This is a genomic window from Solibacillus silvestris (assembly GCF_051967575.1).
Classification (GTDB): domain Bacteria; phylum Bacillota; class Bacilli; order Bacillales_A; family Planococcaceae; genus Solibacillus; species Solibacillus silvestris_B.
This window is the reverse complement of the sequence record NZ_JBQCJW010000008.1, coordinates 12,557-35,294: the sequence shown is the minus strand read 5'-3', so window position 1 is coordinate 35,294 and position 22,738 is coordinate 12,557. Positions and strand designations below refer to the sequence as shown.

General features: G+C 41.5%; 36 protein-coding genes. All 36 read left to right on the top strand.

Annotated features, from left to right (window positions below; genetic code table 11):
• Nucleotides 1-15 precede the first annotated feature (15 nt).
• The 36 genes from ACTHOQ_RS07250 to truA all read left to right on the top strand — a co-directional run bounded on the left by ACTHOQ_RS07250 (nucleotide 16) and on the right by truA (nucleotide 22,693).
• The gene (locus ACTHOQ_RS07250) at nucleotides 16-777 is read left to right on the top strand and encodes an ABC transporter ATP-binding protein (RefSeq protein WP_440495144.1); all 762 of its coding nucleotides are present in this window, start codon (nucleotides 16-18) and stop codon (nucleotides 775-777) included.
• Nucleotides 767-2,758: an FtsX-like permease family protein gene (locus ACTHOQ_RS07245; RefSeq protein ID WP_440495143.1), complete on the top strand. Its 1,992-nt coding sequence runs from the start codon at nucleotides 767-769 to the stop codon at nucleotides 2,756-2,758. Before ACTHOQ_RS07250 ends, ACTHOQ_RS07245 begins: the two co-directional genes overlap by 11 nt.
• Nucleotides 2,759-2,873: 115 nt before the next feature.
• Nucleotides 2,874-4,193 (top strand): Na+/H+ antiporter family protein, encoded by a 1,320-nt coding sequence (locus tag ACTHOQ_RS07240; protein WP_440495142.1) that lies wholly within the window; start codon nucleotides 2,874-2,876, stop codon nucleotides 4,191-4,193.
• A gap of 364 nt (nucleotides 4,194-4,557) precedes the next feature.
• Nucleotides 4,558-4,866: a 30S ribosomal protein S10 gene (gene rpsJ / locus ACTHOQ_RS07235; RefSeq protein ID WP_008406970.1), complete on the top strand. Its 309-nt coding sequence runs from the start codon at nucleotides 4,558-4,560 to the stop codon at nucleotides 4,864-4,866.
• 51 nt (nucleotides 4,867-4,917) lie between these two features.
• Complete coding sequence (gene rplC / locus ACTHOQ_RS07230) at nucleotides 4,918-5,547, top strand: 50S ribosomal protein L3 (RefSeq protein WP_440495141.1); 630 nt, start codon at nucleotides 4,918-4,920, stop codon at nucleotides 5,545-5,547.
• A 27-nt stretch (nucleotides 5,548-5,574) separates the two neighbouring features.
• Nucleotides 5,575-6,198: a 50S ribosomal protein L4 gene (gene rplD / locus ACTHOQ_RS07225; protein WP_440495140.1), complete on the top strand. Its 624-nt coding sequence runs from the start codon at nucleotides 5,575-5,577 to the stop codon at nucleotides 6,196-6,198.
• The gene (gene rplW, locus ACTHOQ_RS07220; protein ID WP_008406966.1) at nucleotides 6,198-6,482 is read left to right on the top strand and encodes a 50S ribosomal protein L23; all 285 of its coding nucleotides are present in this window, start codon (nucleotides 6,198-6,200) and stop codon (nucleotides 6,480-6,482) included. Before rplD ends, rplW begins: the two co-directional genes overlap by 1 nt.
• Before the next feature lie 43 nt (nucleotides 6,483-6,525).
• Nucleotides 6,526-7,356: a 50S ribosomal protein L2 gene (rplB, locus tag ACTHOQ_RS07215; protein WP_440495139.1), complete on the top strand. Its 831-nt coding sequence runs from the start codon at nucleotides 6,526-6,528 to the stop codon at nucleotides 7,354-7,356.
• 60 nt (nucleotides 7,357-7,416) lie between these two features.
• Nucleotides 7,417-7,695 (top strand): 30S ribosomal protein S19, encoded by a 279-nt coding sequence (gene rpsS / locus ACTHOQ_RS07210; protein ID WP_004233637.1) that lies wholly within the window; start codon nucleotides 7,417-7,419, stop codon nucleotides 7,693-7,695.
• Between the two features lie 22 nt (nucleotides 7,696-7,717).
• The gene (gene rplV / locus ACTHOQ_RS07205; protein WP_340777383.1) at nucleotides 7,718-8,062 is read left to right on the top strand and encodes a 50S ribosomal protein L22; all 345 of its coding nucleotides are present in this window, start codon (nucleotides 7,718-7,720) and stop codon (nucleotides 8,060-8,062) included.
• Nucleotides 8,063-8,065: 3 nt separating this feature from the next.
• Nucleotides 8,066-8,722 carry a 30S ribosomal protein S3 gene (gene rpsC / locus ACTHOQ_RS07200; protein ID WP_440495137.1) on the top strand — a complete coding sequence of 219 codons (657 nt, stop codon included), beginning with the start codon at nucleotides 8,066-8,068 and terminating at the stop codon, nucleotides 8,720-8,722.
• A 1-nt stretch (nucleotide 8,723) separates the two neighbouring features.
• Entirely contained in the window at nucleotides 8,724-9,158 is a 435-nt protein-coding gene (rplP, locus tag ACTHOQ_RS07195) for a 50S ribosomal protein L16 (protein WP_066542810.1), read from the top strand.
• Nucleotides 9,148-9,348, top strand: coding sequence for a 50S ribosomal protein L29 (rpmC, locus tag ACTHOQ_RS07190; RefSeq protein ID WP_004233646.1), 201 nt, complete (start codon nucleotides 9,148-9,150; stop codon nucleotides 9,346-9,348). The genes rplP and rpmC overlap by 11 nt, the downstream gene beginning before the upstream one ends.
• An 18-nt stretch (nucleotides 9,349-9,366) precedes the next feature.
• Nucleotides 9,367-9,630, top strand: a complete 264-nt coding sequence (gene rpsQ / locus ACTHOQ_RS07185) for a 30S ribosomal protein S17 (protein WP_079523483.1) — start codon at nucleotides 9,367-9,369, stop codon at nucleotides 9,628-9,630.
• A gap of 46 nt (nucleotides 9,631-9,676) precedes the next feature.
• Nucleotides 9,677-10,045, top strand: a complete 369-nt coding sequence (gene rplN / locus ACTHOQ_RS07180) for a 50S ribosomal protein L14 (protein ID WP_008406955.1) — start codon at nucleotides 9,677-9,679, stop codon at nucleotides 10,043-10,045.
• Between the two features lie 140 nt (nucleotides 10,046-10,185).
• Nucleotides 10,186-10,494, top strand: coding sequence for a 50S ribosomal protein L24 (gene rplX / locus ACTHOQ_RS07175; RefSeq protein ID WP_057986278.1), 309 nt, complete (start codon nucleotides 10,186-10,188; stop codon nucleotides 10,492-10,494).
• Between the two features lie 28 nt (nucleotides 10,495-10,522).
• Complete coding sequence (gene rplE / locus ACTHOQ_RS07170; RefSeq protein WP_440495134.1) at nucleotides 10,523-11,062, top strand: 50S ribosomal protein L5; 540 nt, start codon at nucleotides 10,523-10,525, stop codon at nucleotides 11,060-11,062.
• A gap of 23 nt (nucleotides 11,063-11,085) precedes the next feature.
• Complete coding sequence (locus ACTHOQ_RS07165; protein ID WP_079523481.1) at nucleotides 11,086-11,271, top strand: type Z 30S ribosomal protein S14; 186 nt, start codon at nucleotides 11,086-11,088, stop codon at nucleotides 11,269-11,271.
• A gap of 30 nt (nucleotides 11,272-11,301) precedes the next feature.
• Complete coding sequence (gene rpsH / locus ACTHOQ_RS07160; protein WP_079523480.1) at nucleotides 11,302-11,700, top strand: 30S ribosomal protein S8; 399 nt, start codon at nucleotides 11,302-11,304, stop codon at nucleotides 11,698-11,700.
• 31 nt (nucleotides 11,701-11,731) lie between these two features.
• Nucleotides 11,732-12,271: a 50S ribosomal protein L6 gene (gene rplF / locus ACTHOQ_RS07155; RefSeq protein ID WP_440495131.1), complete on the top strand. Its 540-nt coding sequence runs from the start codon at nucleotides 11,732-11,734 to the stop codon at nucleotides 12,269-12,271.
• A gap of 41 nt (nucleotides 12,272-12,312) precedes the next feature.
• Nucleotides 12,313-12,672, top strand: coding sequence for a 50S ribosomal protein L18 (rplR, locus tag ACTHOQ_RS07150; protein WP_440495130.1), 360 nt, complete (start codon nucleotides 12,313-12,315; stop codon nucleotides 12,670-12,672).
• Between the two features lie 21 nt (nucleotides 12,673-12,693).
• Complete coding sequence (rpsE, locus tag ACTHOQ_RS07145; protein ID WP_251690860.1) at nucleotides 12,694-13,194, top strand: 30S ribosomal protein S5; 501 nt, start codon at nucleotides 12,694-12,696, stop codon at nucleotides 13,192-13,194.
• Nucleotides 13,195-13,207: 13 nt separating this feature from the next.
• Complete coding sequence (gene rpmD / locus ACTHOQ_RS07140; protein ID WP_008406936.1) at nucleotides 13,208-13,387, top strand: 50S ribosomal protein L30; 180 nt, start codon at nucleotides 13,208-13,210, stop codon at nucleotides 13,385-13,387.
• Between the two features lie 33 nt (nucleotides 13,388-13,420).
• Nucleotides 13,421-13,861 (top strand): 50S ribosomal protein L15, encoded by a 441-nt coding sequence (rplO, locus tag ACTHOQ_RS07135; RefSeq protein ID WP_440495129.1) that lies wholly within the window; start codon nucleotides 13,421-13,423, stop codon nucleotides 13,859-13,861.
• The gene (secY, locus tag ACTHOQ_RS07130; RefSeq protein WP_440495128.1) at nucleotides 13,861-15,156 is read left to right on the top strand and encodes a preprotein translocase subunit SecY; all 1,296 of its coding nucleotides are present in this window, start codon (nucleotides 13,861-13,863) and stop codon (nucleotides 15,154-15,156) included. Before rplO ends, secY begins: the two co-directional genes overlap by 1 nt.
• A gap of 64 nt (nucleotides 15,157-15,220) precedes the next feature.
• On the top strand, nucleotides 15,221-15,874 hold the full coding sequence (locus ACTHOQ_RS07125) for an adenylate kinase (RefSeq protein WP_440495126.1): 654 nt from the start codon (nucleotides 15,221-15,223) through the stop codon (nucleotides 15,872-15,874).
• Nucleotides 15,875-16,290: 416 nt separating this feature from the next.
• Nucleotides 16,291-16,509, top strand: coding sequence for a translation initiation factor IF-1 (gene infA, locus ACTHOQ_RS07120; protein ID WP_016839390.1), 219 nt, complete (start codon nucleotides 16,291-16,293; stop codon nucleotides 16,507-16,509).
• 37 nt (nucleotides 16,510-16,546) lie between these two features.
• Entirely contained in the window at nucleotides 16,547-16,660 is a 114-nt protein-coding gene (rpmJ, locus tag ACTHOQ_RS07115) for a 50S ribosomal protein L36 (protein WP_000868344.1), read from the top strand.
• A 24-nt stretch (nucleotides 16,661-16,684) separates the two neighbouring features.
• Nucleotides 16,685-17,050 (top strand): 30S ribosomal protein S13, encoded by a 366-nt coding sequence (gene rpsM / locus ACTHOQ_RS07110; RefSeq protein WP_440495122.1) that lies wholly within the window; start codon nucleotides 16,685-16,687, stop codon nucleotides 17,048-17,050.
• Nucleotides 17,051-17,076: 26 nt separating this feature from the next.
• Complete coding sequence (rpsK, locus tag ACTHOQ_RS07105; RefSeq protein WP_008406718.1) at nucleotides 17,077-17,466, top strand: 30S ribosomal protein S11; 390 nt, start codon at nucleotides 17,077-17,079, stop codon at nucleotides 17,464-17,466.
• A gap of 145 nt (nucleotides 17,467-17,611) precedes the next feature.
• A complete protein-coding gene (locus tag ACTHOQ_RS07100) occupies nucleotides 17,612-18,556 on the top strand; it encodes a DNA-directed RNA polymerase subunit alpha (protein ID WP_440495119.1) in 945 nt (314 codons plus the stop codon).
• Between the two features lie 56 nt (nucleotides 18,557-18,612).
• Complete coding sequence (rplQ, locus tag ACTHOQ_RS07095; RefSeq protein ID WP_008406715.1) at nucleotides 18,613-18,990, top strand: 50S ribosomal protein L17; 378 nt, start codon at nucleotides 18,613-18,615, stop codon at nucleotides 18,988-18,990.
• 453 nt (nucleotides 18,991-19,443) lie between these two features.
• Nucleotides 19,444-20,289 (top strand): energy-coupling factor ABC transporter ATP-binding protein, encoded by an 846-nt coding sequence (locus ACTHOQ_RS07090; RefSeq protein ID WP_440495117.1) that lies wholly within the window; start codon nucleotides 19,444-19,446, stop codon nucleotides 20,287-20,289.
• A complete protein-coding gene (locus ACTHOQ_RS07085) occupies nucleotides 20,265-21,137 on the top strand; it encodes an energy-coupling factor ABC transporter ATP-binding protein (protein ID WP_440495115.1) in 873 nt (290 codons plus the stop codon). The genes ACTHOQ_RS07090 and ACTHOQ_RS07085 overlap by 25 nt, the downstream gene beginning before the upstream one ends.
• Nucleotides 21,134-21,931: an energy-coupling factor transporter transmembrane component T family protein gene (locus tag ACTHOQ_RS07080; RefSeq protein WP_440495113.1), complete on the top strand. Its 798-nt coding sequence runs from the start codon at nucleotides 21,134-21,136 to the stop codon at nucleotides 21,929-21,931. Before ACTHOQ_RS07085 ends, ACTHOQ_RS07080 begins: the two co-directional genes overlap by 4 nt.
• 12 nt (nucleotides 21,932-21,943) lie before the next feature.
• Nucleotides 21,944-22,693 carry a tRNA pseudouridine(38-40) synthase TruA gene (gene truA, locus ACTHOQ_RS07075; protein WP_440495111.1) on the top strand — a complete coding sequence of 250 codons (750 nt, stop codon included), beginning with the start codon at nucleotides 21,944-21,946 and terminating at the stop codon, nucleotides 22,691-22,693.
• Nucleotides 22,694-22,738 lie beyond the last annotated feature (45 nt).

Sequence of the window (22,738 nt, the reverse complement as noted above, 5' to 3'; positions counted from 1 at the left end):
GAAAGGGTGGAATCAATGAGTATATTAATCGCACGTAAAGTCCGAAAAACATATGGGAAACGCATGCTCACACAGGAAGTTTTAAAGGGCATTGATTTAGAAGTGGAAAAAGGTGAATTTGTAGGCATTATGGGTCCTTCAGGTTCAGGGAAAACGACATTGCTGAATGTACTTTGTTCGATTGACCAAGTGACGGACGGCTTCGTGGAAATCAACGGGCAAAAGCTTCAAGGCATGAAGGAGCGGGCATTGGCAAAATTCCGCCGCGATGAGCTCGGCTTCATATTCCAGGACTATAATCTGCTTGACACATTGACTGTAAAAGAAAATATACTGCTTCCATTAGCACTTAGCTCCATTCCAAAGGCAGCGGGTGAAAAGCGGCTGCAGGAGCTCGTGTCGATATTGGGGATAGCGGATATTTTATCGAAATATCCAAATGAGATTTCAGGCGGGCAAAAACAGCGCACATCAGCGGCGCGGGCACTTATTTCAAATCCTTCTTTAGTGTTTGCGGATGAGCCGACAGGAGCGCTTGATTCAAAGTCGGCTACTGCTTTACTCGATAATTTATCGAAAATTAATCAGACTAAAAAGGCTACGATTATGATGGTTACACATGATGCCGTCGCAGCGAGCTTCTGTTCCCGTGTTTTGTTTTTAAAGGACGGGCAAATTTATACAGAACTATATAAAGGGGATAAATCACGCACTGATTTCTTCCAGCAAATTCTAAGTACGCAAAGTGTTTTAGGCGGTGAGCACAGTGAAGCTTAGTCAGCTCGTATTGAAAAGTATGAAAAAAAATATGAAGCATTATTATTTGTATTTTTTTGCGCTTATTTTTAGTGTGACGCTATTTTTCTCGTTCGTGACACTGCAATTCAATGAATCGATTATGGAAGCGACAAAAGCAAGCGGGACAGCTGCAGCAGGGTTTGAAGCCGCTTCTTATATGCTGTATTTCATCGTGCTGTTTTTTGTACTGTATGCGAATCATTTGTTTATTAAGCGCCGCAGTAAAGAAATAGGCCTTTACCAACTTATCGGTATGACAAAAGGGTTGGTCATCCGCTTAATTGCATTTGAAAATATTCTGCTATTTGTCGGTGCCGTGGCAATAGGGATGATGGCTGGATTATTAAGCTCCCGTTTATTTGCAATGATTTTATTGAAAATTTTACAGTTCGATGCGGTTGTATCAATGACATTCAGCAAAGTCGCAATTGTGAATACCCTTTTAACATTCGGTATTTTACTCGTCATTATTTTAGGACAGATGGCAATCATCGTCGGACGCACGACGCTTTTGTCCCTGTTCAATGCTTCAAAGCAAGCAGATGAACGCGTAAAACGTTTTAGCGCGCTTCCGATGATTGTTGGTGCGCTTGGTCTGGCGCTTATCATTTACGGCTATTACAAAAGCACAAAGCTATTTTCCCCGGAAACAGGCCAGGATCTTTTCTTGGTCATGATCATTATTTTAGTGACTACGATTGGCGGCACGTATTTAGTGTTCCGCTACTCGGTATCGTTTTTGCTGAATTTAGTGCGTTTAGGGAAAAAAGGGCATTTGAATTTGGCGGATGTGCTGGCGGTGACACCGATTATGCACCGCATGAAAGGCAATGCGAAATCATTGACCCTTATTACGGTGCTGACTGCGGTTTCCTTGGCGATTACCACTTTATCTTATATTAGCTATTATTCAGCGAAGAGCTCTGCGTATGACCAAGTGCCGGCGGATTATATTGCGGTCGATGGACGTGAAGCCGCATTTTTAAAGAAGCTTGATGAAGAGGGAATCAGCTATGAAACGAATCATTTTGACATTACGAATGCACAAATAGATTTAGCGGAGTTTTTGCCGACGGATGTTGTGCAAATATTCCAAGGAGAAACGGTCAGCGAGACAACTGTAATCCCATTATCCCAATACAAGCAATTACAGCCGGATTTGCAGTTGAAGGATGGTGAAGTAATTATTTCTTCCTACAACGGGGTTATGGCAAATATGCTCCCGCTGGAAGAGCGTTTTAATTTGACGCTGCTGCATGAAGAGGAAAAGTTCCCGGTCAGAGTCAAACAGGTAGACGAAGAATCTGTATTGGCGTGGCGCATTACTGGGGGAGGGTTTAATGTTGTTGTAGAAGATGCCCTGTTTGAAAAATTCCAGCAGCTAAATAAAGTTTATGATGTAGGAACTGAGGCGACGCCAAAGCAGCAAACATCGATTAATTTGGTAGATGCATCGGACGAAACATATAAAAAGGTGGAAAAGCTTTATAAACAAACGGGTGCGAATATTTATTACAAGGCAGAGCTAGGCGAAAACTTGAGTAAAATCAGCTCATTGTACGCCATGACTCAAAGCAATTTGAATTCGTTCGGTATCATGATTTTCACGACAGCCTTTTTAGGTTTAGCGTTTTTATTGGCGACAGGAAGCATTTTGTACTTCAAACAAATGTCTGAAGCAGATGAAGAAACCGCTTCTTATATGATTTTACGCAAAATTGGGTTCACACAGCAGGAAATTATGCGGGGTATTGTAGTTAAACAACTCTTCAATTTCGGTGTCCCGCTCTTAATCGGGCTCCTGCACAGCTATTTTGCGGTAAAATCAGGATGGTTCCTATTCGGGAATGAACTTGTAACACCATTAGTAATAACGATGGCGCTTTATATTGCGCTATATAGTGTCTTTGCTCTGCTATCGCTTAAATATTACAAAAAAGTGATTAAACAAGCGTTATAATGCTGAAAAACCGTCAATTATAAAAAAATTGATGGTTTTTTGCATTGACGAAGCATTCTTTTTCTTGTAACTTTAACACATTAGTAATTTAGCATACGAAAGTGAAGTGTACAACATGAATGCTGTTTTAGTGGCGGTAGGAATTATGCTCGTTTTAAGCCTGCTGCGTATAAATGTCGTTTTGTCACTAACAATTGGCGCCCTTGCCGGGGGACTGGCGAGCGGCTTAAATATTAAAGCTACAATTGATGCATTTGTCGGAGGACTAGGAAGTGGTGCAACGATTGCGCTCAGCTATGCAATGCTCGGAGGTTTTGCACTGGCCATTTCCCGTACAGGAATTCCCGAAGTACTAGTTAAAGCAATTTTGAAGCTAGTACAGCGTGAAGGGGATTCACAGAAAAAAGGGTTGGCAAAAGCGCTCATTTTTCTCGTACTATTGGCGCTTGCGATAATGTCTCAAAATTTGATCCCGGTGCATATCGCCTTTATCCCGTTAATTGTACCGCCAATGATCCGGCTAATGAATATGCTGGAAATTGATCGCCGTTTAATCGCATGTATTTTAACGTTTGGTTTGATTATGCCGTATATGTTCATACCGGCGGGATTCGGTTTAATTTACCAGGATCTCATCGTGACACAGATGGGGCTTGCAGGACTTGAAGTTGCGATGCAGGATGTTCCGAAAGCGATGGCCATTGTTGCATTAGGAATGGCTGCAGGGCTTGCAGGAGCATTTATCGCATACCGCAAACCGCGCAAGTACAAGCAAGTTGAAGTGGAAAATACGAATGAATTAGAAAAAGAAATGAAAACACGCAATATCATTTTTGCGGTGATTGCACTAGTCGTATCACTTGCCGTGCAAATTCCTACAGGGTCCATGATTATCGGTTCGCTTGTCGGGATTATAATTTTGTATGCAACAGACGCTTTAAAATGGAAAGAAGCGGATAATGTACTTTCTGATGGTATGCGTATGATGGCGTTTGTCGGCTTTGTTATGATTTCCGCAAATGGCTTCTCTGCTGTAATAAATACTACAGGAGATGTAGAGCCGCTAGTGGCAAATGCAATGGAACTATTTGGCGGCAATGTGAGTATAGCGGTTTTCGTGATGCTTGTAGTAGGTTTGATCGTAACGATGGGTATTGGTTCCTCATTTGCGACAATTCCAATCATTGCGGCGATTTTCGTGCCATTAGCAATGGAATTAGGATTAAGCGATTTAGCGATTATTTGCTTAATAGGCACAGCGGGGGTACTGGGAGATGCGGGTTCACCTGCGTCTGATTCCACATTGGGCCCGACAGCAGGATTGAATGTGGACGGTCAGCACAATCATATTTGGGATACATGTGTTCCAACATTCGTATTCTACAATATACCGCAAGTGATTTTTGGATGGCTTGCAGTCGTTTTCTTCCTATAATATAGTCGTCACCTTCAGCAAATTGAAGGCGACGACTTTTTGTTTCTTTGCCGCTATCGTTTTCAGAATAATTTATTTTAGGCATATTCATCCCTTTTCTGTTGCTTTCAAGTTCATACTCTTATATACTAGATAACGGCTCAAAAAAAGAGCGAACTTAAATAATAAAGAATAAAACATTATTAAAAAGAATTTTGCTAAAAGACTTGCGAACTTCTTTTTTATTGTATATAATGTTGAATGTTGGTCTTTGACTGCGATGAAGCGAGAGGTTGCCGACACACCCGGCCGCTTTGCCATGGCGGTGTGTAGGAGAAATTTTCGTGGAGAATGTCTAGAAAATAGGCGAGAAGGAGGGAAAGTAATGGCAAAACAAAAAATTCGTATTCGTTTAAAAGCGTATGATCACCGTATCCTTGATCAATCTGCTGAGAAAATCGTTGAAACTGCGAAACGTTCAGGTGCTGGAGTATCGGGTCCGATCCCACTACCAACTGAAAGATCTGTATACACGATCTTACGTGCGGTTCATAAGTACAAAGATTCTCGTGAGCAATTTGAAATGCGCACACATAAACGTCTTATCGACATCGTTAACCCGACACCACAAACTGTTGACGCGTTAATGAAGCTTGATTTACCATCTGGCGTTGATATCGAGATCAAACTTTAATGGTAAAAACAAATATAAAACTTTTCTTAAATTTAACAGGAGGTGTGACAAATGACTAAAGGAATCTTAGGTAGAAAAATTGGTATGACTCAAGTTTTCGCTGAAAACGGAGATCTTATCCCAGTAACAGTAATCGAAGCTACTCCAAACGTAGTTTTACAAAAGAAAACTGTTGAAACTGATGGCTACGAAGCGATCCAATTAGGTTTCGAGGACAAGCGCGTTAAGCTTGCCAACAAACCTGCACAAGGTCACGTAGCAAAAGCAAATACTGCTCCTAAGCGCTTCATCCGTGAGTTCCGCAACTTAGAAGCTGCGACTTACGAAGTTGGTCAAGAAGTCAAGGTTGAAATTTTCGCTGAAGGCGATGTAATCGATGTAACAGGTGTAACAAAAGGTAAAGGTTTCCAAGGTGCTATTAAGCGTCATGGACAATCTCGTGGTCCTATGTCTCACGGTTCTCGTTATCACCGTCGTGTTGGTTCTATGGGTCCAGTAGCTCCGAACCGCGTATTCAAGCAAAAGAAATTACCTGGTCAAATGGGTGGCAACGTTGTAACAATCCAAAACCTTGAAATCGTTAAGGTTGATGTTGAACGTAACCTATTATTGGTTAAAGGTAATGTTCCTGGTTCTAAAAAAGCATTAGTAACAGTTAAGACTGCTATTAAATCAAAATAATTCTCTTAAAGAAAGGAGGAAACAGGAATGACAAAGGTTTCAGTACTTAGTCAAACAGGTGCTTCAGTTGGCGAAATCGAATTAAACGATGCGATTTTCGGAATCGAGCCAAACGAAGCTGTATTATTCGACGCAGTTGTTGCTCAACGCGCATCTTTACGTCAAGGTAATCACAAAGTTAAAAACCGTTCAGAAGTTGCTGGTGGTGGTCGTAAACCATGGCGCCAAAAAGGAACTGGTCGTGCTCGTCAAGGTTCGATCCGCTCTCCACAATGGCGTGGCGGTGGTATTGTATTCGGTCCTACTCCACGTAGCTACGCTTACAAACTACCTAAGAAAGTTCGCCGCTTAGCGATTAAGTCTGCTTTATCTGCGAAAGTATTAGAGCAAAACTTAGTAGTGCTTGATGCATTAACATTTGATGCACCAAAAACAAAAGATTTCAAAGCAGTATTAGCTGCATTGGAAATCGGTAAAAAAGCATTATTCGTAACTGCTGAAATTAACGAAAACGCTATTTTATCTGCACGTAACATCCCAGGTGTTACAGTGTTAACAGCTTCTGGAATCAACGTTCTTGATCTTTTAGGTCACGATAAAGTTGTATTCACTCAAGATGCTGTAAAAAAAGTTGAGGAGGTGCTTGGATAATGGAAGCACGTGATATCTTAAAACGTCCGGTCATTACTGAGCGTTCTTCAGAAATTATGGCAGAGAAAAAGTATACTTTCGAAGTAGACACTCGCGCTAACAAAACTCAAGTTAAAGACGCTGTTGAAGAAATCTTCGGTGTTAAAGTTGAGAAAGTAAACGTAATGAACTACAAAGGTAAGTTCAAACGCGTTGGTAAATTCGGCGGCTACACAAACAAACGTCGTAAAGCGATTGTTAAATTAACTGCTGATTCAAAAGAAATCGAATTATTCGAAATCTAATTTCAAATTTATATAAGTAACCTTAAAGAAGGAGGGAATACAAATGGCGATTAAAAAGTATAAGCCAACCTCAAATGGTCGTCGTAACATGACATCATCTGACTTTGCTGAAATTACTACTAATAAACCTGAAAAGTCTTTATTAGAACCGACTAAACGCAAAGCTGGTCGTAACAACCAGGGTAAAATTACTGTTCGTCATCACGGTGGCGGTCACAAGAAACAATACCGTGTTATCGATTTTAAACGTCTTAAAGACGGCATTCCAGGACGCGTTGCTACAATCGAGTACGATCCAAACCGTTCTGCGAACATCGCTTTAATTAACTACGCTGACGGTGAAAAACGTTATATCTTAGCTCCGAAAGGTCTTGAAGTAGGTCAAACTATTCATTCAGGTCCAGAAGCGGACATCAAAGTAGGTAACGCTTTACCATTAGCAAATATTCCAATGGGTACTACAATCCATAACATCGAAATGAAACCTGGCAAAGGTGGACAATTAGTACGTTCAGCTGGTACTTCTGCGCAAGTATTAGGTCGTGAAGGTAAGTATGTAATCGTTCGCTTACAATCTGGTGAAGTACGTTTAATCCTTGCTACTTGCCGTGCAACAATCGGTCAAGTTGGTAACGAGCAACACGAACTTATCAACATCGGTAAAGCAGGTCGTTCTCGTTGGTTAGGTAAACGCCCAACTGTACGTGGTTCTGTAATGAACCCTAACGATCACCCACACGGTGGTGGTGAAGGACGTTCTCCAATCGGACGTAAATCTCCAATGACACCATGGGGCAAACCAGCTCTTGGTTACAAAACTCGTAGCAAGAAAAATAAATCATCTAAATTTATTATTCGTGGACGTAAAAAATAATGTGGTAAAACTACGGTTCAGTTCGAGAGCCGTGGTCGTATCACGGAGGGAGGTTCCTAAATGGGTCGCAGCTTAAAGAAAGGACCTTTTGTTGATGACCACCTAATGAAAAAGGTGGAAGCACAAGAGGCTTCTGAGAAAAAACAAGTTATCAAGACTTGGTCTCGCCGTTCTACTATCTTCCCAAACTTCATCGGTTTAACAATCGCTGTATATGATGGACGTAAACACGTTCCTGTATACGTGACAGAAGATATGGTAGGTCACAAACTTGGTGAGTTCGCACCGACACGTACTTATAAAGGTCACGGTGCAGATGACAAGAAAACAAGACGCTAATTTTGAGAGGAGGTAAATCCTAATGACACAAGCTAAAGCTATCGCTCGTACAGTTCGTATCGCTCCTCGTAAAGTACGTCTAGTAGTAGACTTAATCCGAGGCAAGCAAATTGGTGAAGCAGTTGCAATTTTACGTCATACTCCAAAAGCGGCGTCTCCAGTCGTTGAGAAAGTATTAAAATCTGCAGTTGCTAACGCTGAACACAACTACGAGTTAGATATTAATAACTTAGTTGTATCTGAAATCTTTGTTGATGAAGGTCCAACATTAAAACGTTTCCGCCCACGTGCACAAGGTCGCGCATCGGCAATCAACAAACGTACAAGCCACATTACAGTTGTGGTATCTGAGAAGAAGGAGGTTTAATCCGTGGGTCAAAAAGTACATCCAATAGGACTACGTGTTGGTGTTATTCGTGACTGGGAGTCAAAGTGGTTCGCTGAGAAAGACTACGCAAACTTATTACACGAAGACATCAAAGTACGTAAATATATCGAAACGAAACTTAAAGATGCATCTGTATCTAAAGTAGAAATCGAACGCGCTGCAAATCGCGTGAACATCACTATTCACACTGCGAAACCAGGTATGGTAATCGGTAAAGGTGGTACGGAAGTAGAAAACTTACGTAAACATTTATCTGATGTAACTGGTAAACGTGTGCATATCAATATCATTGAAATCAAACGTGCAGATCTTGACGCTAAATTAGTAGCTGAAAACATCGCTCGTCAACTTGAGAACCGCGTATCATTCCGTCGTGCTCAAAAACAATCTATCCAACGCACAATGCGCGCTGGTGCAAAAGGTATTAAAACACAAGTATCTGGTCGTTTAGGTGGCGCTGATATCGCGCGTGCTGAACACTATAGCGAAGGAACTGTTCCTCTTCATACATTACGTGCTGACATTGATTATGCACATGCTGAAGCAGACACAACTTACGGTAAACTAGGCGTTAAAGTTTGGATCTACCGTGGTGAAGTCCTTCCTACTAAAAAGAACTCTGTGGAAGGAGGCAAATAATATGTTATTACCTAAACGCGTAAAATATCGTCGTGAACACCGTGGTAACATGCGCGGAGAAGCGAAAGGCGGCAAAGAAGTAACTTTCGGTGAGTGGGGCTTACAAGCTACTACAGCATCTTGGATTACTAACCGTCAAATCGAATCTGCTCGTATCGCAATGACTCGTTACATGAAACGTGGCGGTAAAGTTTGGATTAAAATCTTCCCACATAAACCTTATACGAAAAAGCCTCTAGAAGTCCGCATGGGTTCTGGTAAAGGTTCTCCTGAAGGTTGGGTAGCAGTAGTAAAACCAGGAAAAGTAATGTTCGAAATCGCTGGTGTATCTGAAGAGATCGCACGTGAAGCACTTCGTTTAGCATCACATAAACTTCCTGTTAAATGTAAGATTGTAAAACGTCAAGAAACTGGTGGTGAATCTAATGAAAGCTAATGAAATCCGTGACCTTGCCACTTCTGAAATCGAATTAAAAGTGAAATCACTGAAAGAAGAGCTTTTCAACCTTCGCTTCCAATTGGCGACTGGTCAATTAGAAAACACAGCTCGCATCCGTGAAGTTCGCAAAGCGATCGCACGTATGAAAACTGTGATTCGTGAAAGAGAAATCAGTGCAAATAACTGATAAAGGAGGGTTTTAAGTATGACTGAGCGTAACCAACGCAAAGTTTACACGGGCCGTGTTGTTTCAGACAAAATGGATAAAACAATTACTGTTTTAGTTGAAACTCACAAAAAGCACAAGCTTTATGGCAAGCGTGTAAAATACTCGAAAAAGTTTAAAGCTCATGATGAGCAAAACACTGCGAATATCGGTGATATCGTACGTATCATGGAAACTCGCCCGCTATCAGCTACTAAACGCTTCCGTTTAGTTGAAGTTGTAGAAAAAGCGGTTATTATTTAATAACACATTTCGGAATACAATATATTTCCGAAGGGAGGTAACCTAAGTGATTCAACAAGAAAGTCGTATGAAAGTTGCTGACAACTCAGGTGCACGTGAAGTTTTAACTATTAAAGTACTTGGTGGTTCTGGACGTAAAACTGCAAACATCGGTGATATCGTTGTTTGTACAGTTAAGAAAGCAACACCAGGTGGCGTTGTCAAGAAAGGTGACGTTGTTAAGGCTGTTATCGTTCGCACAAAATCAGGTGCACGTCGTAAAGACGGTACTTACATTAAATTTGATGAAAATGCTTGCGTAATTATCAAAGATGATAAGTCACCACGCGGAACTCGTATTTTCGGACCAGTTGCACGTGAATTACGTGATGGCAACTTCATGAAAATCGTTTCTTTAGCTCCAGAAGTTCTTTAATTTCGTTGAAATTAAAGCCCCGGCGGATGCCACAGATTTTTAATTGTTATTTTCGAGCAGGCTCGAAAAAATCTGGGCGCACATTTGCCCTGGCAAATGTGATTTACATGACAGTACCAATCAAGGAGGTGCGACACATAATGCATGTTAAAAAGGGCGACAAAGTAAAAGTAATTACTGGTAAAGACAAAGGTAAAGAAGGCGTAATCTTAGCTGCTTTCCCAAAACAGGACCGCGTTCTTGTTGAAGGTGTAAACATCGTTAAGAAACACGTTAAACCTAACCAACTTAACCCACAAGGTGGAATTGTATCTCAAGAAGCTGCAATCCACGTTTCGAACGTAATGCTAATCGATCCTAAATCTGGCGAGCCGACTCGTGTAGGTTATGAGATCAAAGATGGCAAAAAAGTTCGTGTTGCAAAAAAATCAGGTGTAGTAATCGACTAATAAGTAAATTGAGAAGGGAGGTATACACATGAGCCGCCTAAAAGAAAAATATTTAAACGAAGTATCACCTGCTCTAATGAGCAAGTTCGAATATAAATCAGTTATGCAATTGCCTAAAGTGGACAAAATCGTAATCAACATGGGTGTTGGTGACGCTGTTCAAAACTCTAAAGCTCTTGATGTAGCTGTTGAAGAATTAACTATAATCACTGGTCAAAAACCAGTTGTAACTAAAGCGAAAAAATCTATCGCAGGTTTCCGTCTACGTGAAGGTCAAGCGATCGGTGCTAAAGTTACATTACGCGGTGAGCGTATGTATGAGTTCCTGGATAAATTAATCTCTATCGCACTTCCACGTGTACGTGACTTCCGCGGTGTTTCTAAAAAAGCATTCGACGGTCGCGGTAACTACACATTAGGTGTTAAAGAACAATTAATTTTCCCAGAAATCGATTACGATAAAGTTTCAAAAGTACGCGGTATGGACATCGTGATCGTAACTACTGCGAATTCTGACGAAGAAGCTCGCGAGTTATTAACACAGTTCGGTATGCCGTTCCAAAAGTAATTTAAACAAGGAGGGCGAAAAACTTGGCTAAAAAGGCAATGGTTGTTAAACAACAACGCAAACAAAAGTTCAAAGTACAAGAATATACACGCTGTGAACGCTGTGGTCGTCCACACTCTGTATACCGCAAATTTAAACTTTGCCGTATTTGTTTCCGTGAACTTGCATATAAGGGACAAATTCCTGGCGTTAAAAAAGCCAGCTGGTAATCCCCTAATTTGGGAAGGAGGTAAATTTTCATGACAATGACTGATCCGATTGCAGATATGCTTACACGCATTCGTAATGCGAACATGGTACGTCACGAGAAGTTAGAAGTTCCTGCTTCTAACGTGAAGAAAGAAATCGCTGAAATCTTAAAGCGTGAAGGTTTCGTACGTGACGTAGAATATGTAGAAGACAACAAGCAAGGTATCATCCGTATCTTCTTAAAATACGGTAAAGATAACGAGCGCGTAATTACTGGTCTTAAACGTATCTCTAAACCAGGTTTACGTGTATATGCTAAAACAAATGAAGTACCAAAAGTATTAAACGGTCTTGGTATCGCTTTAGTATCAACTTCAAATGGTTTATTAACTGACAAAGAAGCTCGCGCTAAACAAGTTGGCGGAGAAATCTTAGCATACATTTGGTAATTAGTAAGAAAAGAACGGAGGTGCAATATATATGTCTCGCGTAGGTAAAAAAGTTATCGAGGTACCTGCTGGCGTAACAGTTGAAGTCGGTGCCGACAACACTGTTATCGTTAAAGGTCCTAAAGGCGAATTAACTAATCAATTCCATCAAGATATGAAAATCGAGCAAGAAGGCAACATCATTACTGTTGTGCGCCCTTCTGAGTCTAAAGAACACCGCACTAACCACGGTACAACTCGTGCGTTATTAGCTAACATGGTAACAGGTGTTTCTGAAGGTTTCACTCGCTCTCTAGAACTTATCGGTGTAGGTTACCGTGCACAATTACAAGGCAACAAACTTGTATTGAACGTTGGTTACTCTCACCCAGTTGAGTTTACACCAGAGCAAGGTTTAGAGATCGAAGTTCCTTCAAACACGAAAATCATCGTTAAAGGTATTTCTAAAGAGCGTGTTGGTGCATTAGCATCTAACATCCGTGACGTACGTCCACCAGAGCCATACAAAGGTAAAGGGATTCGTTACGAAGGTGAATTCGTTCGCCGTAAAGAAGGTAAAACAGGTAAATAATGCGGCCTAAAATCGCATTAATCTAGAAAGGAGTGACCTCTGTGATTACGAAACAAGACAAAAATCAAGTTCGTAAAAAACGTCATGGGCGTGTTCGTTCTAAAATTTCGGGTACTGCACAACGTCCTCGTTTAAACGTATTCCGTTCTAATAAGAACATTTATGCACAACTAATCGACGATGTAGCTGGCGTAACTTTAGTTTCTGCTAATACTCAAGAAAAAGCTTTCGAAGGTATGGGCTCAAACGTAGAAGCTGCTGCTAAAATCGGTGAAACAATCGCTAAACGCGCTGCTGAAAAAAATATTGCTTCTGTGGTATTTGACCGTAGCGGTTACTTATATCATGGACGTGTGAAAGCTTTAGCTGAAGCTGCACGTGAAAACGGCTTAGAATTTTAATAAGAAGGAGGGACATACTTCATGAGTCGCATTGACGCAAACAAATTAGAACTTGAAGAACGCGTAGTTACAATTAACCGTGTTGCTAAAGTTGTTAAAGGTGGTCGTCGCTTCCGCTTCTCTGCTCTAGTAGTAGTAGGAGATAAAAACGGTCATGTAGGATTCGGTACTGGTAAAGCTCAAGAGGTTCCAGATGCAATCCGTAAAGCTGTTGAAGACGCGAAGAAAAACTTAATCGAAGTACCACGCGTGGGTGGAACTACTCCACACTTAGTGCAAGGTCGCTTCGGTGCAGGTTCAATCTTAATCAAACCTGCAGCTCCTGGTACAGGAGTTATCGCTGGTGGTCCGGTACGTGCTGTACTAGAACTAGCTGGTATTACTGATATTCTTTCAAAATCTCTTGGTTCAAACACACCAATCAACATGGTGCGTGCAACTGTAGCAGGTTTAACTGAATTAAAACGCGCAGAAGAGGTAGCAAAACTACGCGGTAAATCAGTGGAAGAGTTATTAGGATAAGGGGGGAATTATAATGGCTAAATTACAAATCACCCTTAATAAATCTGTCATCGGTACTAAACCGAACCAACGTAAAGTTGTTGAGGCTTTAGGATTACGTAAATTAAACCAAACTGTGGAACAAGCAGATAATGCTGCTATCCGTGGGATGATTACAAAAGTAGCTCACTTAGTTACTGTTAAAGAAATTTAATTTCAATTATACGAACAAGGAGGTGCCACCCAAATGAAACTTCATGAGTTAAAACCAGCAGAAGGTTCACGTAAAGTACGTAACCGCGTTGGTCGTGGTATCGGTTCTGGTAACGGTAAAACTTCTGGTAAAGGTCATAAAGGTCAAAACGCTCGTTCTGGCGGCGGCGTTCGCCCAGGATTTGAAGGGGGTCAAAACCCACTTTTCCGTCGTTTACCTAAACGTGGCTTTACGAACATTAACCGTAAAGAATACGCTATCGTTAACCTTGATGCGTTAAACCGTTTTGAAGATGGTGCAGAAGTAACACCTGCATTATTATTAGAAACTGGTATCGTGAGCAACGAAAAAGCCGGAATCAAGATTCTAGGTCATGGTACTTTAAGCGTTAAGCTTAATGTAAAAGCTCACAAATTCTCAGCTTCAGCAAAAGAAGCAATCGAGAGCGCTGGCGGAACAACTGAGGTGATCTAATGTTTCAGACAATCTCTAACTTTATGCGCGTTCGAGATATACGAAATAAAATCATCTTTACACTTTTAATGTTAATCATTTTTCGTATCGGGACATTCATCCCGGTACCAAATGTTAACGCGGATGTATTAAAGGCAACTGATGAGTTTAGCTTAGTAGGTTTCCTTAATACGTTTGGCGGCGGTGCATTGGCAAACTTCTCGATCTTCGCGATGGGGATTATGCCGTACATCACAGCCTCAATCATTGTCCAGTTGCTCCAAATGGATGTCGTTCCTAAGTTTGCAGAATGGGCGAAACAAGGTGATGTCGGGCGACGCAAACTTGCTCAATTCACTCGTTACTTCACGATTATATTAGCATTTATTCAATCTTTCGCGATGAGCTTCGGGTTTAACCAATTTTATGGCGGATCATTGATTACTGATACTAGTATCCAATCGTACTTAACGATCTCTGTCGTGCTGACTGCAGGTACAGCATTCCTATTGTGGCTATCTGAACAAATAACTGCATATGGTGTCGGTAATGGTATTTCCATCATTATCTTCGCTGGTATCGTAGCTGCGATTCCTAATGCAGTAAACCAAATTTATGCACAACAAATCGAGGGAGCGGGAGATCAATTATTCATTAATATTGCTATCTTAGCTTTATTGGTTTTAGTGCTGCTTGCTGTTATAGTTGGAGTTATTTACATTCAACAAGCGTTGCGTAAAATTCCAATTCAGTACGCAAAACGAGTTGCTGGGAATTCACCTAAGGTTGGTGCACAGCAAACGCATTTACCGTTAAAAGTAAATGCTGCAGGGGTTATTCCGGTAATCTTCGCATCAGCGTTCCTAGTAACACCTCGAACACTGGCTACATTCTTTGGCCAAAATGATGTAACTGCATGGATTATCAAAATATTCGATTTTTCGAATCCAATTGGTATGATTATATATGGTACATTAATCGTTGCCTTCACATATTTCTATGCATTCATTCAGGTGAATCCGGAAAATGTGGCAGACAACTTGAAAAAGCAAGGTGCCTATATCCCGGGTATTCGCCCAGGCAATGACACACAAGCTTACTTAACAAAAGTTCTTTATCGTTTAACATTTGTTGGTGCTTTATTCTTAGTAGTCATTTCAGTAATGCCAGTTTTATTCATTAACTTCATGAACCTGCCAGCTTCGGCTCAAATCGGGGGAACAAGTATGATTATCGTAGTTGGTGTTGCGCTTGAGACGATGAAACAGTTAGAGTCCCAATTAGTGAAACGCCATTATAAAGGCTTTATGAAATAATGCAGGTTTAGGAAACATTTTTCGTTTCCTTGCCGGCTTATGCTATAAAGGGGGAGCATTACGTATGAATATCGTTTTAATGGGTCTTCCAGGTGCCGGCAAAGGTACCCAGGCTGACAAAATTGTTGAGAAGTACGCAATCCCTCATATTTCTACAGGCGATATGTTCCGTGCCGCTATTAAAGAAGGCACAGAATTAGGTTTACAGGCAAAATCGTTTATGGATCAAGGCGCATTAGTGCCGGATGAAGTAACGATTGGCATTGTTCGTGAACGTCTTTCACAAGCGGACTGTGAAAAAGGATTCTTATTAGATGGATTCCCGCGTACAGTTCCTCAAGCAGAAGCTTTAGATAGCATTCTTGATGAATTAGGTCGTCCAGTTGAGCATACAATTAATGTTCAAGTTGAAAAAGATGAATTGATCGCACGTTTAAGTGGTCGTCGTATTTGTAAAGTTTGCGGCACATCTTATCACTTAGTGTTCAATCCTCCAAAAGAGGAAGGCAAATGCGATAAAGATGGCGGCGAGTTATACACACGTGCGGATGATAATCCTGACACTGTTGCAAACCGTCTGGAAGTAAATATGAACCAAGCACAACCTTTACTTGATTTCTATGAAGCAAAGGGAGTACTTACAAATATTAATGGACAGCAAGAAATTTCTAAAGTATTTGCTGATCTTGATGCTCTATTGCAGGGCAGCCGCAGCTGATATCCGTCCGGGCGCTAGACAGCTTCCGCGGGAGTCATGCGGAGGCAACAACGAAACATAATTTTTTGAGAGTTGCAAAAGCATATTGTGCCCGGTATATACTATAAAGGTTGAGCACTTAATTCGTGTGATGAAATCTTTGTAACGTATAATGGGTTTCGTGGAAGCATCTGTGTAACGGGTATGAATCTCTCATCAAGACATTCCGGCTATCGTGTTAACATAAGGGATGCGGTTCCTTATAGGATACTGTTTCCATGGATTGTGTGAAGCGAAACCAGACGAGCGTCTTACTTGTACATCTCTCATGCAATCCAAAACATATGTTGAAACGAGTTGCTTCTTAAATAGGAGAAACAGTTGCAAGAGCTCGCATGAGTTTTTTGATAATAGCATATAGAAGGGAGACTTGGAAGATGGCGAAAGACGATGTAATTGAAGTCGAAGGGACAGTTGTTGAGACTTTGCCAAACGCGATGTTTAAGGTAGAATTAGAAAATGGGCACACTGTGCTTGCACACGTTTCTGGAAAGATTCGTATGCACTTTATCCGTATCCTACCTGGAGATAAGGTTACTATTGAGTTATCTCCTTATGATTTAACTCGCGGTCGTATCACATACCGTTTTAAATAATCTTTTGCACTCCGGACTATTAAGGAGGTTAGGTTAGATGAAAGTGAGACCATCTGTGAAACCGATCTGCGAAAAATGTAAAGTAATTCGCCGACGCGGTAAAGTAATGGTAATCTGTGAAAATCCTAAACACAAACAAAAACAAGGATAATTAATCAAGGAGGTGCACTAACGAATGGCACGTATTGCTGGTGTTGATATTCCTCGCGACAAACGCGTTGTAATTTCATTAACTTACATTTACGGTATTGGTAAAACGACTTCTCAAAAAGTATTAGCAGGTGCAGGTATTGACGAAAATACTCGCGTTAAAGACTTAACAGAAGATCAATTAAACCAAATTCGTGAACAATTAGATTCATACAAAACTGAAGGTGATTTACGTCGTGAAGTTTCTTTAAACATTAAACGTTTAATGGAAATCGCTTCATTCCGTGGTATCCGTCACCGTCGTGGTTTACCAGTTCGTGGTCAAAATACGAAGAACAACGCTCGTACGCGTAAAGGTCCTCGTAAGACTGTAGCGAACAAGAAAAAATAATTAAGTAAAGGAGGTTCCTTCTTAACATGGCTCGTAAACAACAAACTCGTAAACGTCGTGTGAAAAAGAACATCGAATCTGGTGTTGCTCACATCCGTTCTACATTCAACAATACAATCGTAACGATCACTGATATGCAAGGTAACGCATTATCTTGGTCTTCAGCTGGTGCTTTAGGTTTCCGTGGTTCACGTAAATCAACTCCATTCGCAGCTCAAATGGCTGCTGAAACAGCTGCAAAAACTTCAATGGAACATGGTTTAAAAAACATTGAAGTAACAGTTAAAGGTCCTGGTTCAGGTCGTGAAGCTGCAGTACGTGCACTTCAAGCTGCTGGATTAGAAGTAACTGCTATTAAAGACGTTACTCCAGTTCCTCATAACGGTTGCCGTCCGCCAAAACGTCGTCGTGTGTAATGGGTGCAGCTTAGGGGTATAATTACTCCTACGTACATCATGTTACTTTGTACAAAAGTCTTGTGCATTTTATAGTCTAACTCAGATTAACAACTATGATGATAAGAACCTATACATTAGATGTTTTGAAGGAGGGTAAATTGGAATGATCGAAATTGAAAAACCAAAGATTGAAACAGTGGAGATTAGCGAAGATGCCAAATACGGCAAGTTTGTTGTAGAACCGCTTGAACGCGGTTATGGTAATACTTTGGGGAATTCTCTACGTCGTATCCTTCTGTCTTCATTACCTGGAGCTGCTATAACGTCAATTCAAATTGACGGCGTGCTACACGAATTCTCAACTGTAGAAGGCGTTGTGGAAGATGTTGCTTCAATCATCTTAAACGTGAAAAAGCTGGCTTTAAAAATCTACTCTGACGAAGAAAAAGTTATTGAGATTGATGTAAAGGGTGACGGAACGGTTACTGCAGCTGACATTACACATGACAGTGATGTAGAAATTTTAAACCCTGATTTATATATCGCAACAATCGCTAAAAACGGTCATTTACGTATGCGTATGTACGCACAGCGTGGCCGCGGTTATACTCCTGCTGATCAAAACAAACGTGAGGATCTTCCTATCGGCGTGATCCCGATCGACTCTATTTACACTCCAGTTTCACGCGTCAACTTCCAAGTAGAGAACACTCGTGTTGGACAAAATTCTGACTACGACAAGTTATCACTTGATGTATGGACAGATGGAAGCATCGGTCCTAAAGAGGCGATTTCACTTGGAGCGAAAATTTTAACTGAACACTTAAATATCTTCGTAGGCATGACGAACGAGGCACAAACTGCTGAAATCATGGTCGAAAAAGAAGAAGACCAAAAAGAAAAAGTATTAGAGATGACTATCGAAGAGCTTGATCTTTCTGTTCGTTCTTACAACTGCTTAAAGCGTGCTGGTATCAACACGGTGCTGGAATTAGCGAATAAGTCAGAAGACGATATGATGAAAGTGCGAAACCTTGGTCGTAAGTCTCTTGAAGAAGTTAAGCATAAGTTAGAAGAGCTTGGTTTAGGATTACGTAAAGAAGACTAAGCGAAAAATTATAAAATTAAGCTAGATCAGATATATTTAAAAGGAGGGAAACGTCCATGGGTTACAGAAAACTTGGTCGTACAAGTTCTCAACGTAAAGCATTATTACGCGACTTAGCTACTGATTTAATCATCAACGAGCGCATCGAAACGACTGAAGCGCGCGCTAAAGAAACTCGTAAAGCTGTTGAGAAAATGATTACTTTAGGTAAACGCGGTGATTTACACGCTCGTCGTCAAGCGGCAGCATTCATCCGTCGTGAGCTAGTAACAGTTGGAGAAGGCGAAGAAGAAAAAACTGTTTTCGCACTTCAAAAATTATTTGATGACATCGCACCTCGTTATGCGGAGCGTCAAGGTGGTTACACTCGCATTCTTAAAGTAGGTCCTCGTCGTGGAGACGGCGCACCAGTAGTAGTTATTGAATTAGTTTAATTCTTAACAACCTACAGGTGGATGAAGAGGGGTGTCCGGTTCACCGGTTGAACCCGCACTCCTCTTTTTTATAACGTAACAACAATGATTTATACGACAATAATTAAGCTGAGCGTTATGATGAGCGGGGTAGTCTACTACTGGCGTCTCGTTTAGCTCTCCGCACCTCATTCAACGAATTTCCGGGCTTGAGCACCCGTAAATTTTGTAAATGTAACGACAAGCGCATTTCTCTGAATGAGGTGCGCGCTTTTTTATTTACGGAATGAAGGGTTGAGCACCTAAATTCCCAATACATATGCAAACATAAAGTACGTTTAAATAGGTGGCCGTTCGCGCAAAACTTGTTTGAGAACGTGCTTTATTTTTATATATGTATCATTTCCCAGGAAATTCAGGTTGTTTCATATAAATGTGGAATACAGTGCCATGGCAGAGAGGAGAAAGCTGAACATGAGTGAAATTTTATCATTTAATCATGTAACATTTTCATATACACCAGATGACGCAAATGCCCGCAATGCAGTTGAGGATGTATCATTTGCGATTAGTAAAGGCGAATGGATTGCGATTGTCGGCCATAATGGCTCCGGCAAATCGACAATGGCAAAATTGATGAGCGGGCTATTATTGCCGCAGCAAGGGGAAGTCCGTATTAAACGTGATATACTTACGGAAGAAAACTTATGGGAAATCCGCTCGCAAATTGGTATCGTGTTTCAAAATCCGGACAATCAGTTTGTCGGCGCCACTGTGCAGGATGATGTTGCGTTTTCGCTGGAAAACAACGGTGTTCCTCATGAAGAGATGGTAGAACGTGTACACAATGCACTACGGCAAGTGAAGATGGAAGACTTTATCAACCATGAGCCCCATCATTTATCAGGCGGGCAAAAGCAGCGTGTGGCGATTGCCGGGGCATTGGCGATGCATCCTCAGATTTTAATATTGGATGAAGCGACTTCGATGCTCGATCCACAAGGCCGGGAAGAAGTGTTGACGATCGTCGAAGTGCTGCGAAAAGAAATTGGCTTAACCGTTTTGGCGATTACCCATGATTTAGAAGAGGCGCTATTGGCGGACCGCATTATTTTTATGAATGACGGCAAAAAATATGCGGAAGGAATCCCTTCAGAAATTTTCGCATTAGGAGATGAACTTGTGCAGTTTGGTCTCGATATGCCGTTTGCAATGAAAATGACAAAGCTGCTGCAAGCTGAAGGAGTTCAGCTTGTAGGACAACATATGACAGAAGAAGAGCTGGTGAATGATTTATGGACATCCAACTTCAACAAGTAAGCTATGCCTATTCAAAAGGCACACCATTTGAAAAAAGTGCCCTCCATGAAGTCGATTTAACGATAAAAAGCGGGACATATCAAGCGATCATCGGACATACAGGCTCTGGAAAGTCGACAATTCTCCTACATTTCAACGGGTTATTAAAGCCATCGAGCGGTACGGTGAAAATTGGAGACCGATTGATTGAGGCAGGGAAAAAGGCGAAAGATTTAAAATCCATACGCCAAAAGGTTGGGATTGTATTTCAATTCCCGGAACACCAATTATTTGAGGAGACTGTATTAAAGGATATTATGTTCGGCCCGATGAATTTTGGGGTGTCCGAGGAAGAGGCGGAGAAGCGTGCACGTGAATTGATCTCGCTAGTAGGATTGCCTGAGGACATACTCGAAAAGTCCCCATTTGATTTATCAGGCGGGCAAATGCGTCGTGTGGCCATTGCAGGCGTTTTGGCAATGGACCCTGAAGTAATCGTTTTGGATGAGCCAACAGCGGGTCTTGATCCACGTGGTCAAAAGGAAATTATGGACTTATTTTATAAGCTACATAAAGAGCGCGGTTTAACGACGATTCTTGTTACACATAGTATGGAAGATGCAGCGCGCTATGCGGATTCGGTTGCCATTATGCATGAAGGCCGCTGTGTTTCAACAGGTGAGCCGCACGATATTTTTAGCGATGCTGCAATGCTTGCCAAGTTTCGTCTGGAACCGCCGCGCGTTGTTCGCTTCCAACGTCAATTCGAGAAAATGATGGGGAAAGCCTTATCGAAAGTTTGCTTGACAGAAGAGGAGCTCGCAGCGGAAATCGGACAGGCGATTCAAAAGGGGCGTGATGGACAATGATGGAAAAAATGATTTTCGGACGATATATTCCTGGCAATTCATTTGTCCATAAGCTTGACCCGCGCTCAAAACTGCTCTTTGTATTCGCATTTATTATTGTCGTTTTTTTTGCCAACAACACTGTAACGTACGGAATATTACTGGCATTTACATTGATCGTCATTTTGCTGTCAAGAATCCGTCTTTATTTTTTGATCAATGGATTAAAGCCTGTCATTTTCTTAATGCTCTTTACACTGCTTTTGCATCTGTTCATGACAAAAGAAGGGGCTGTATTAGCTGATCTTGGCTTCATGAAAATATATGAGGAAGGCTTGCGTCAAGGTGTGTTTATTTCAATGCGCTTTTTAATGCTTGTGTTTATGACATCCATCCTAACATTAACGACGTCGCCAATTTCAATTACAGACGGGCTGGAAGTGCTTTTAGACCCATTCAAGAAGCTGAAATTGCCTGTGCATGAGCTTGCATTGATGATGTCCATTTCCTTGCGCTTCATCCCGACATTAATGGATGAAACGGATAAGATCATGAAAGCGCAAATGGCACGCGGTTCGGATTTAAGCGCCGGCCCGATTAAAGATCGTCTAAAGGCGGTAGTCCCATTATTGGTTCCGCTCTTTGTCAGTGCATTTAAGCGTGCGGAAGATTTAGCGACTGCGATGGAAGTGCGCGGCTACCGCGGAGGCGAGGGGCGAACGAAATATCGCCGGCTCAAATGGGATGCAAAAGATACGATTAGTTTAGTTGTACTTGTAATTCTTGCAGTATTATTATGGATGCTGCGCAGTTAAAGGAGTAAAGACATGGCGAGACTAAAAGCAACGATCAGCTATGATGGTACGGCCTTCGCCGGTTATCAAGTACAGCCAGGCGAGCGTACCGTGCAGCTTGAAATAGAAAAAGTATTGGCAAAAATGCATAAAGGGCTTCATGTAAAAATCACAGCAAGCGGACGCACAGATGCGCGTGTCCACGCAACAGGCCAAGTTATCCATTTTGACACGGATTTAATGATCCCGCCTGAGAAATATATGAAAGCATTAAATGTGCAGCTGCCACGCGATATCCGTGTATTGCAGGTGGAACAAGCAAGCGATGATTTTCATGCGCGCTACAATGTGTCGGGCAAATGTTATCGGTATATATGGGACTGCAGTATGATTCAAAGCCCGTTTAGACGCCATTATACGGTGGAGACAGGCGGTATAAAGCCAAATGTCGAGGCGATGCGTGAAGCGGCAAAAGCGATTGTCGGGACACATGACTTCAGCTGCTTTTGCGCGGCAAATACGAGTGTCGTCGATAAAGTCCGTACTGTACATGCGCTGGAGCTTGGCTGGCATGGTGACGAGCTGCATATGACAATAAGCGGAAACGGCTTTTTATACAATATGGTCAGGATTATCGCGGGGACGTTATGGGAAGTTGGCATAGGGAGAAGAGAAGCCGCTTCACTAACACATATAATTGCATCTATGGATCGTACGCAAGCAGGCAAAACCGCCCCTGCACACGGTTTATATTTAGAACAGGTTTTTTATGAAAGTTTGTAAAAAATTTTTGAAATATTGTTCTTTATTCGGGGAATTACGAGGAAA

Excerpts from the sequence above, each read along its gene's own strand:
- ACTHOQ_RS07250 (WP_440495144.1), top strand. The coding sequence starts at position 16 with ATGAGTATATTAATCGCACGTAAAGTCCGAAAAACATATGGGAAACGC.
- ACTHOQ_RS07240 (WP_440495142.1), top strand. The coding sequence starts at position 2,874 with ATGAATGCTGTTTTAGTGGCGGTAGGAATTATGCTCGTTTTAAGCCTG.
- rpsJ (WP_008406970.1), top strand. The coding sequence starts at position 4,558 with ATGGCAAAACAAAAAATTCGTATTCGTTTAAAAGCGTATGATCACCGT.
- rplC (WP_440495141.1), top strand. The coding sequence starts at position 4,918 with ATGACTAAAGGAATCTTAGGTAGAAAAATTGGTATGACTCAAGTTTTC.
- rplD (WP_440495140.1), top strand. The coding sequence starts at position 5,575 with ATGACAAAGGTTTCAGTACTTAGTCAAACAGGTGCTTCAGTTGGCGAA.
- rplW (WP_008406966.1), top strand. The coding sequence starts at position 6,198 with ATGGAAGCACGTGATATCTTAAAACGTCCGGTCATTACTGAGCGTTCT.
- rplB (WP_440495139.1), top strand. The coding sequence starts at position 6,526 with ATGGCGATTAAAAAGTATAAGCCAACCTCAAATGGTCGTCGTAACATG.
- rpsS (WP_004233637.1), top strand. The coding sequence starts at position 7,417 with ATGGGTCGCAGCTTAAAGAAAGGACCTTTTGTTGATGACCACCTAATG.
- rplV (WP_340777383.1), top strand. The coding sequence starts at position 7,718 with ATGACACAAGCTAAAGCTATCGCTCGTACAGTTCGTATCGCTCCTCGT.
- rplP (WP_066542810.1), top strand. The coding sequence starts at position 8,724 with ATGTTATTACCTAAACGCGTAAAATATCGTCGTGAACACCGTGGTAAC.
- rpmC (WP_004233646.1), top strand. The coding sequence starts at position 9,148 with ATGAAAGCTAATGAAATCCGTGACCTTGCCACTTCTGAAATCGAATTA.
- rpsQ (WP_079523483.1), top strand. The coding sequence starts at position 9,367 with ATGACTGAGCGTAACCAACGCAAAGTTTACACGGGCCGTGTTGTTTCA.
- rplX (WP_057986278.1), top strand. The coding sequence starts at position 10,186 with ATGCATGTTAAAAAGGGCGACAAAGTAAAAGTAATTACTGGTAAAGAC.
- rplE (WP_440495134.1), top strand. The coding sequence starts at position 10,523 with ATGAGCCGCCTAAAAGAAAAATATTTAAACGAAGTATCACCTGCTCTA.
- rpsH (WP_079523480.1), top strand. The coding sequence starts at position 11,302 with ATGACAATGACTGATCCGATTGCAGATATGCTTACACGCATTCGTAAT.
- rplF (WP_440495131.1), top strand. The coding sequence starts at position 11,732 with ATGTCTCGCGTAGGTAAAAAAGTTATCGAGGTACCTGCTGGCGTAACA.
- rpsE (WP_251690860.1), top strand. The coding sequence starts at position 12,694 with ATGAGTCGCATTGACGCAAACAAATTAGAACTTGAAGAACGCGTAGTT.
- rpmD (WP_008406936.1), top strand. The coding sequence starts at position 13,208 with ATGGCTAAATTACAAATCACCCTTAATAAATCTGTCATCGGTACTAAA.
- rplO (WP_440495129.1), top strand. The coding sequence starts at position 13,421 with ATGAAACTTCATGAGTTAAAACCAGCAGAAGGTTCACGTAAAGTACGT.
- secY (WP_440495128.1), top strand. The coding sequence starts at position 13,861 with ATGTTTCAGACAATCTCTAACTTTATGCGCGTTCGAGATATACGAAAT.
- ACTHOQ_RS07125 (WP_440495126.1), top strand. The coding sequence starts at position 15,221 with ATGAATATCGTTTTAATGGGTCTTCCAGGTGCCGGCAAAGGTACCCAG.
- infA (WP_016839390.1), top strand. The coding sequence starts at position 16,291 with ATGGCGAAAGACGATGTAATTGAAGTCGAAGGGACAGTTGTTGAGACT.
- rpmJ (WP_000868344.1), top strand. The coding sequence starts at position 16,547 with ATGAAAGTGAGACCATCTGTGAAACCGATCTGCGAAAAATGTAAAGTA.
- rpsM (WP_440495122.1), top strand. The coding sequence starts at position 16,685 with ATGGCACGTATTGCTGGTGTTGATATTCCTCGCGACAAACGCGTTGTA.
- rpsK (WP_008406718.1), top strand. The coding sequence starts at position 17,077 with ATGGCTCGTAAACAACAAACTCGTAAACGTCGTGTGAAAAAGAACATC.
- ACTHOQ_RS07100 (WP_440495119.1), top strand. The coding sequence starts at position 17,612 with ATGATCGAAATTGAAAAACCAAAGATTGAAACAGTGGAGATTAGCGAA.
- rplQ (WP_008406715.1), top strand. The coding sequence starts at position 18,613 with ATGGGTTACAGAAAACTTGGTCGTACAAGTTCTCAACGTAAAGCATTA.
- ACTHOQ_RS07090 (WP_440495117.1), top strand. The coding sequence starts at position 19,444 with ATGAGTGAAATTTTATCATTTAATCATGTAACATTTTCATATACACCA.
- ACTHOQ_RS07085 (WP_440495115.1), top strand. The coding sequence starts at position 20,265 with ATGGACATCCAACTTCAACAAGTAAGCTATGCCTATTCAAAAGGCACA.
- ACTHOQ_RS07080 (WP_440495113.1), top strand. The coding sequence starts at position 21,134 with ATGATGGAAAAAATGATTTTCGGACGATATATTCCTGGCAATTCATTT.
- truA (WP_440495111.1), top strand. The coding sequence starts at position 21,944 with ATGGCGAGACTAAAAGCAACGATCAGCTATGATGGTACGGCCTTCGCC.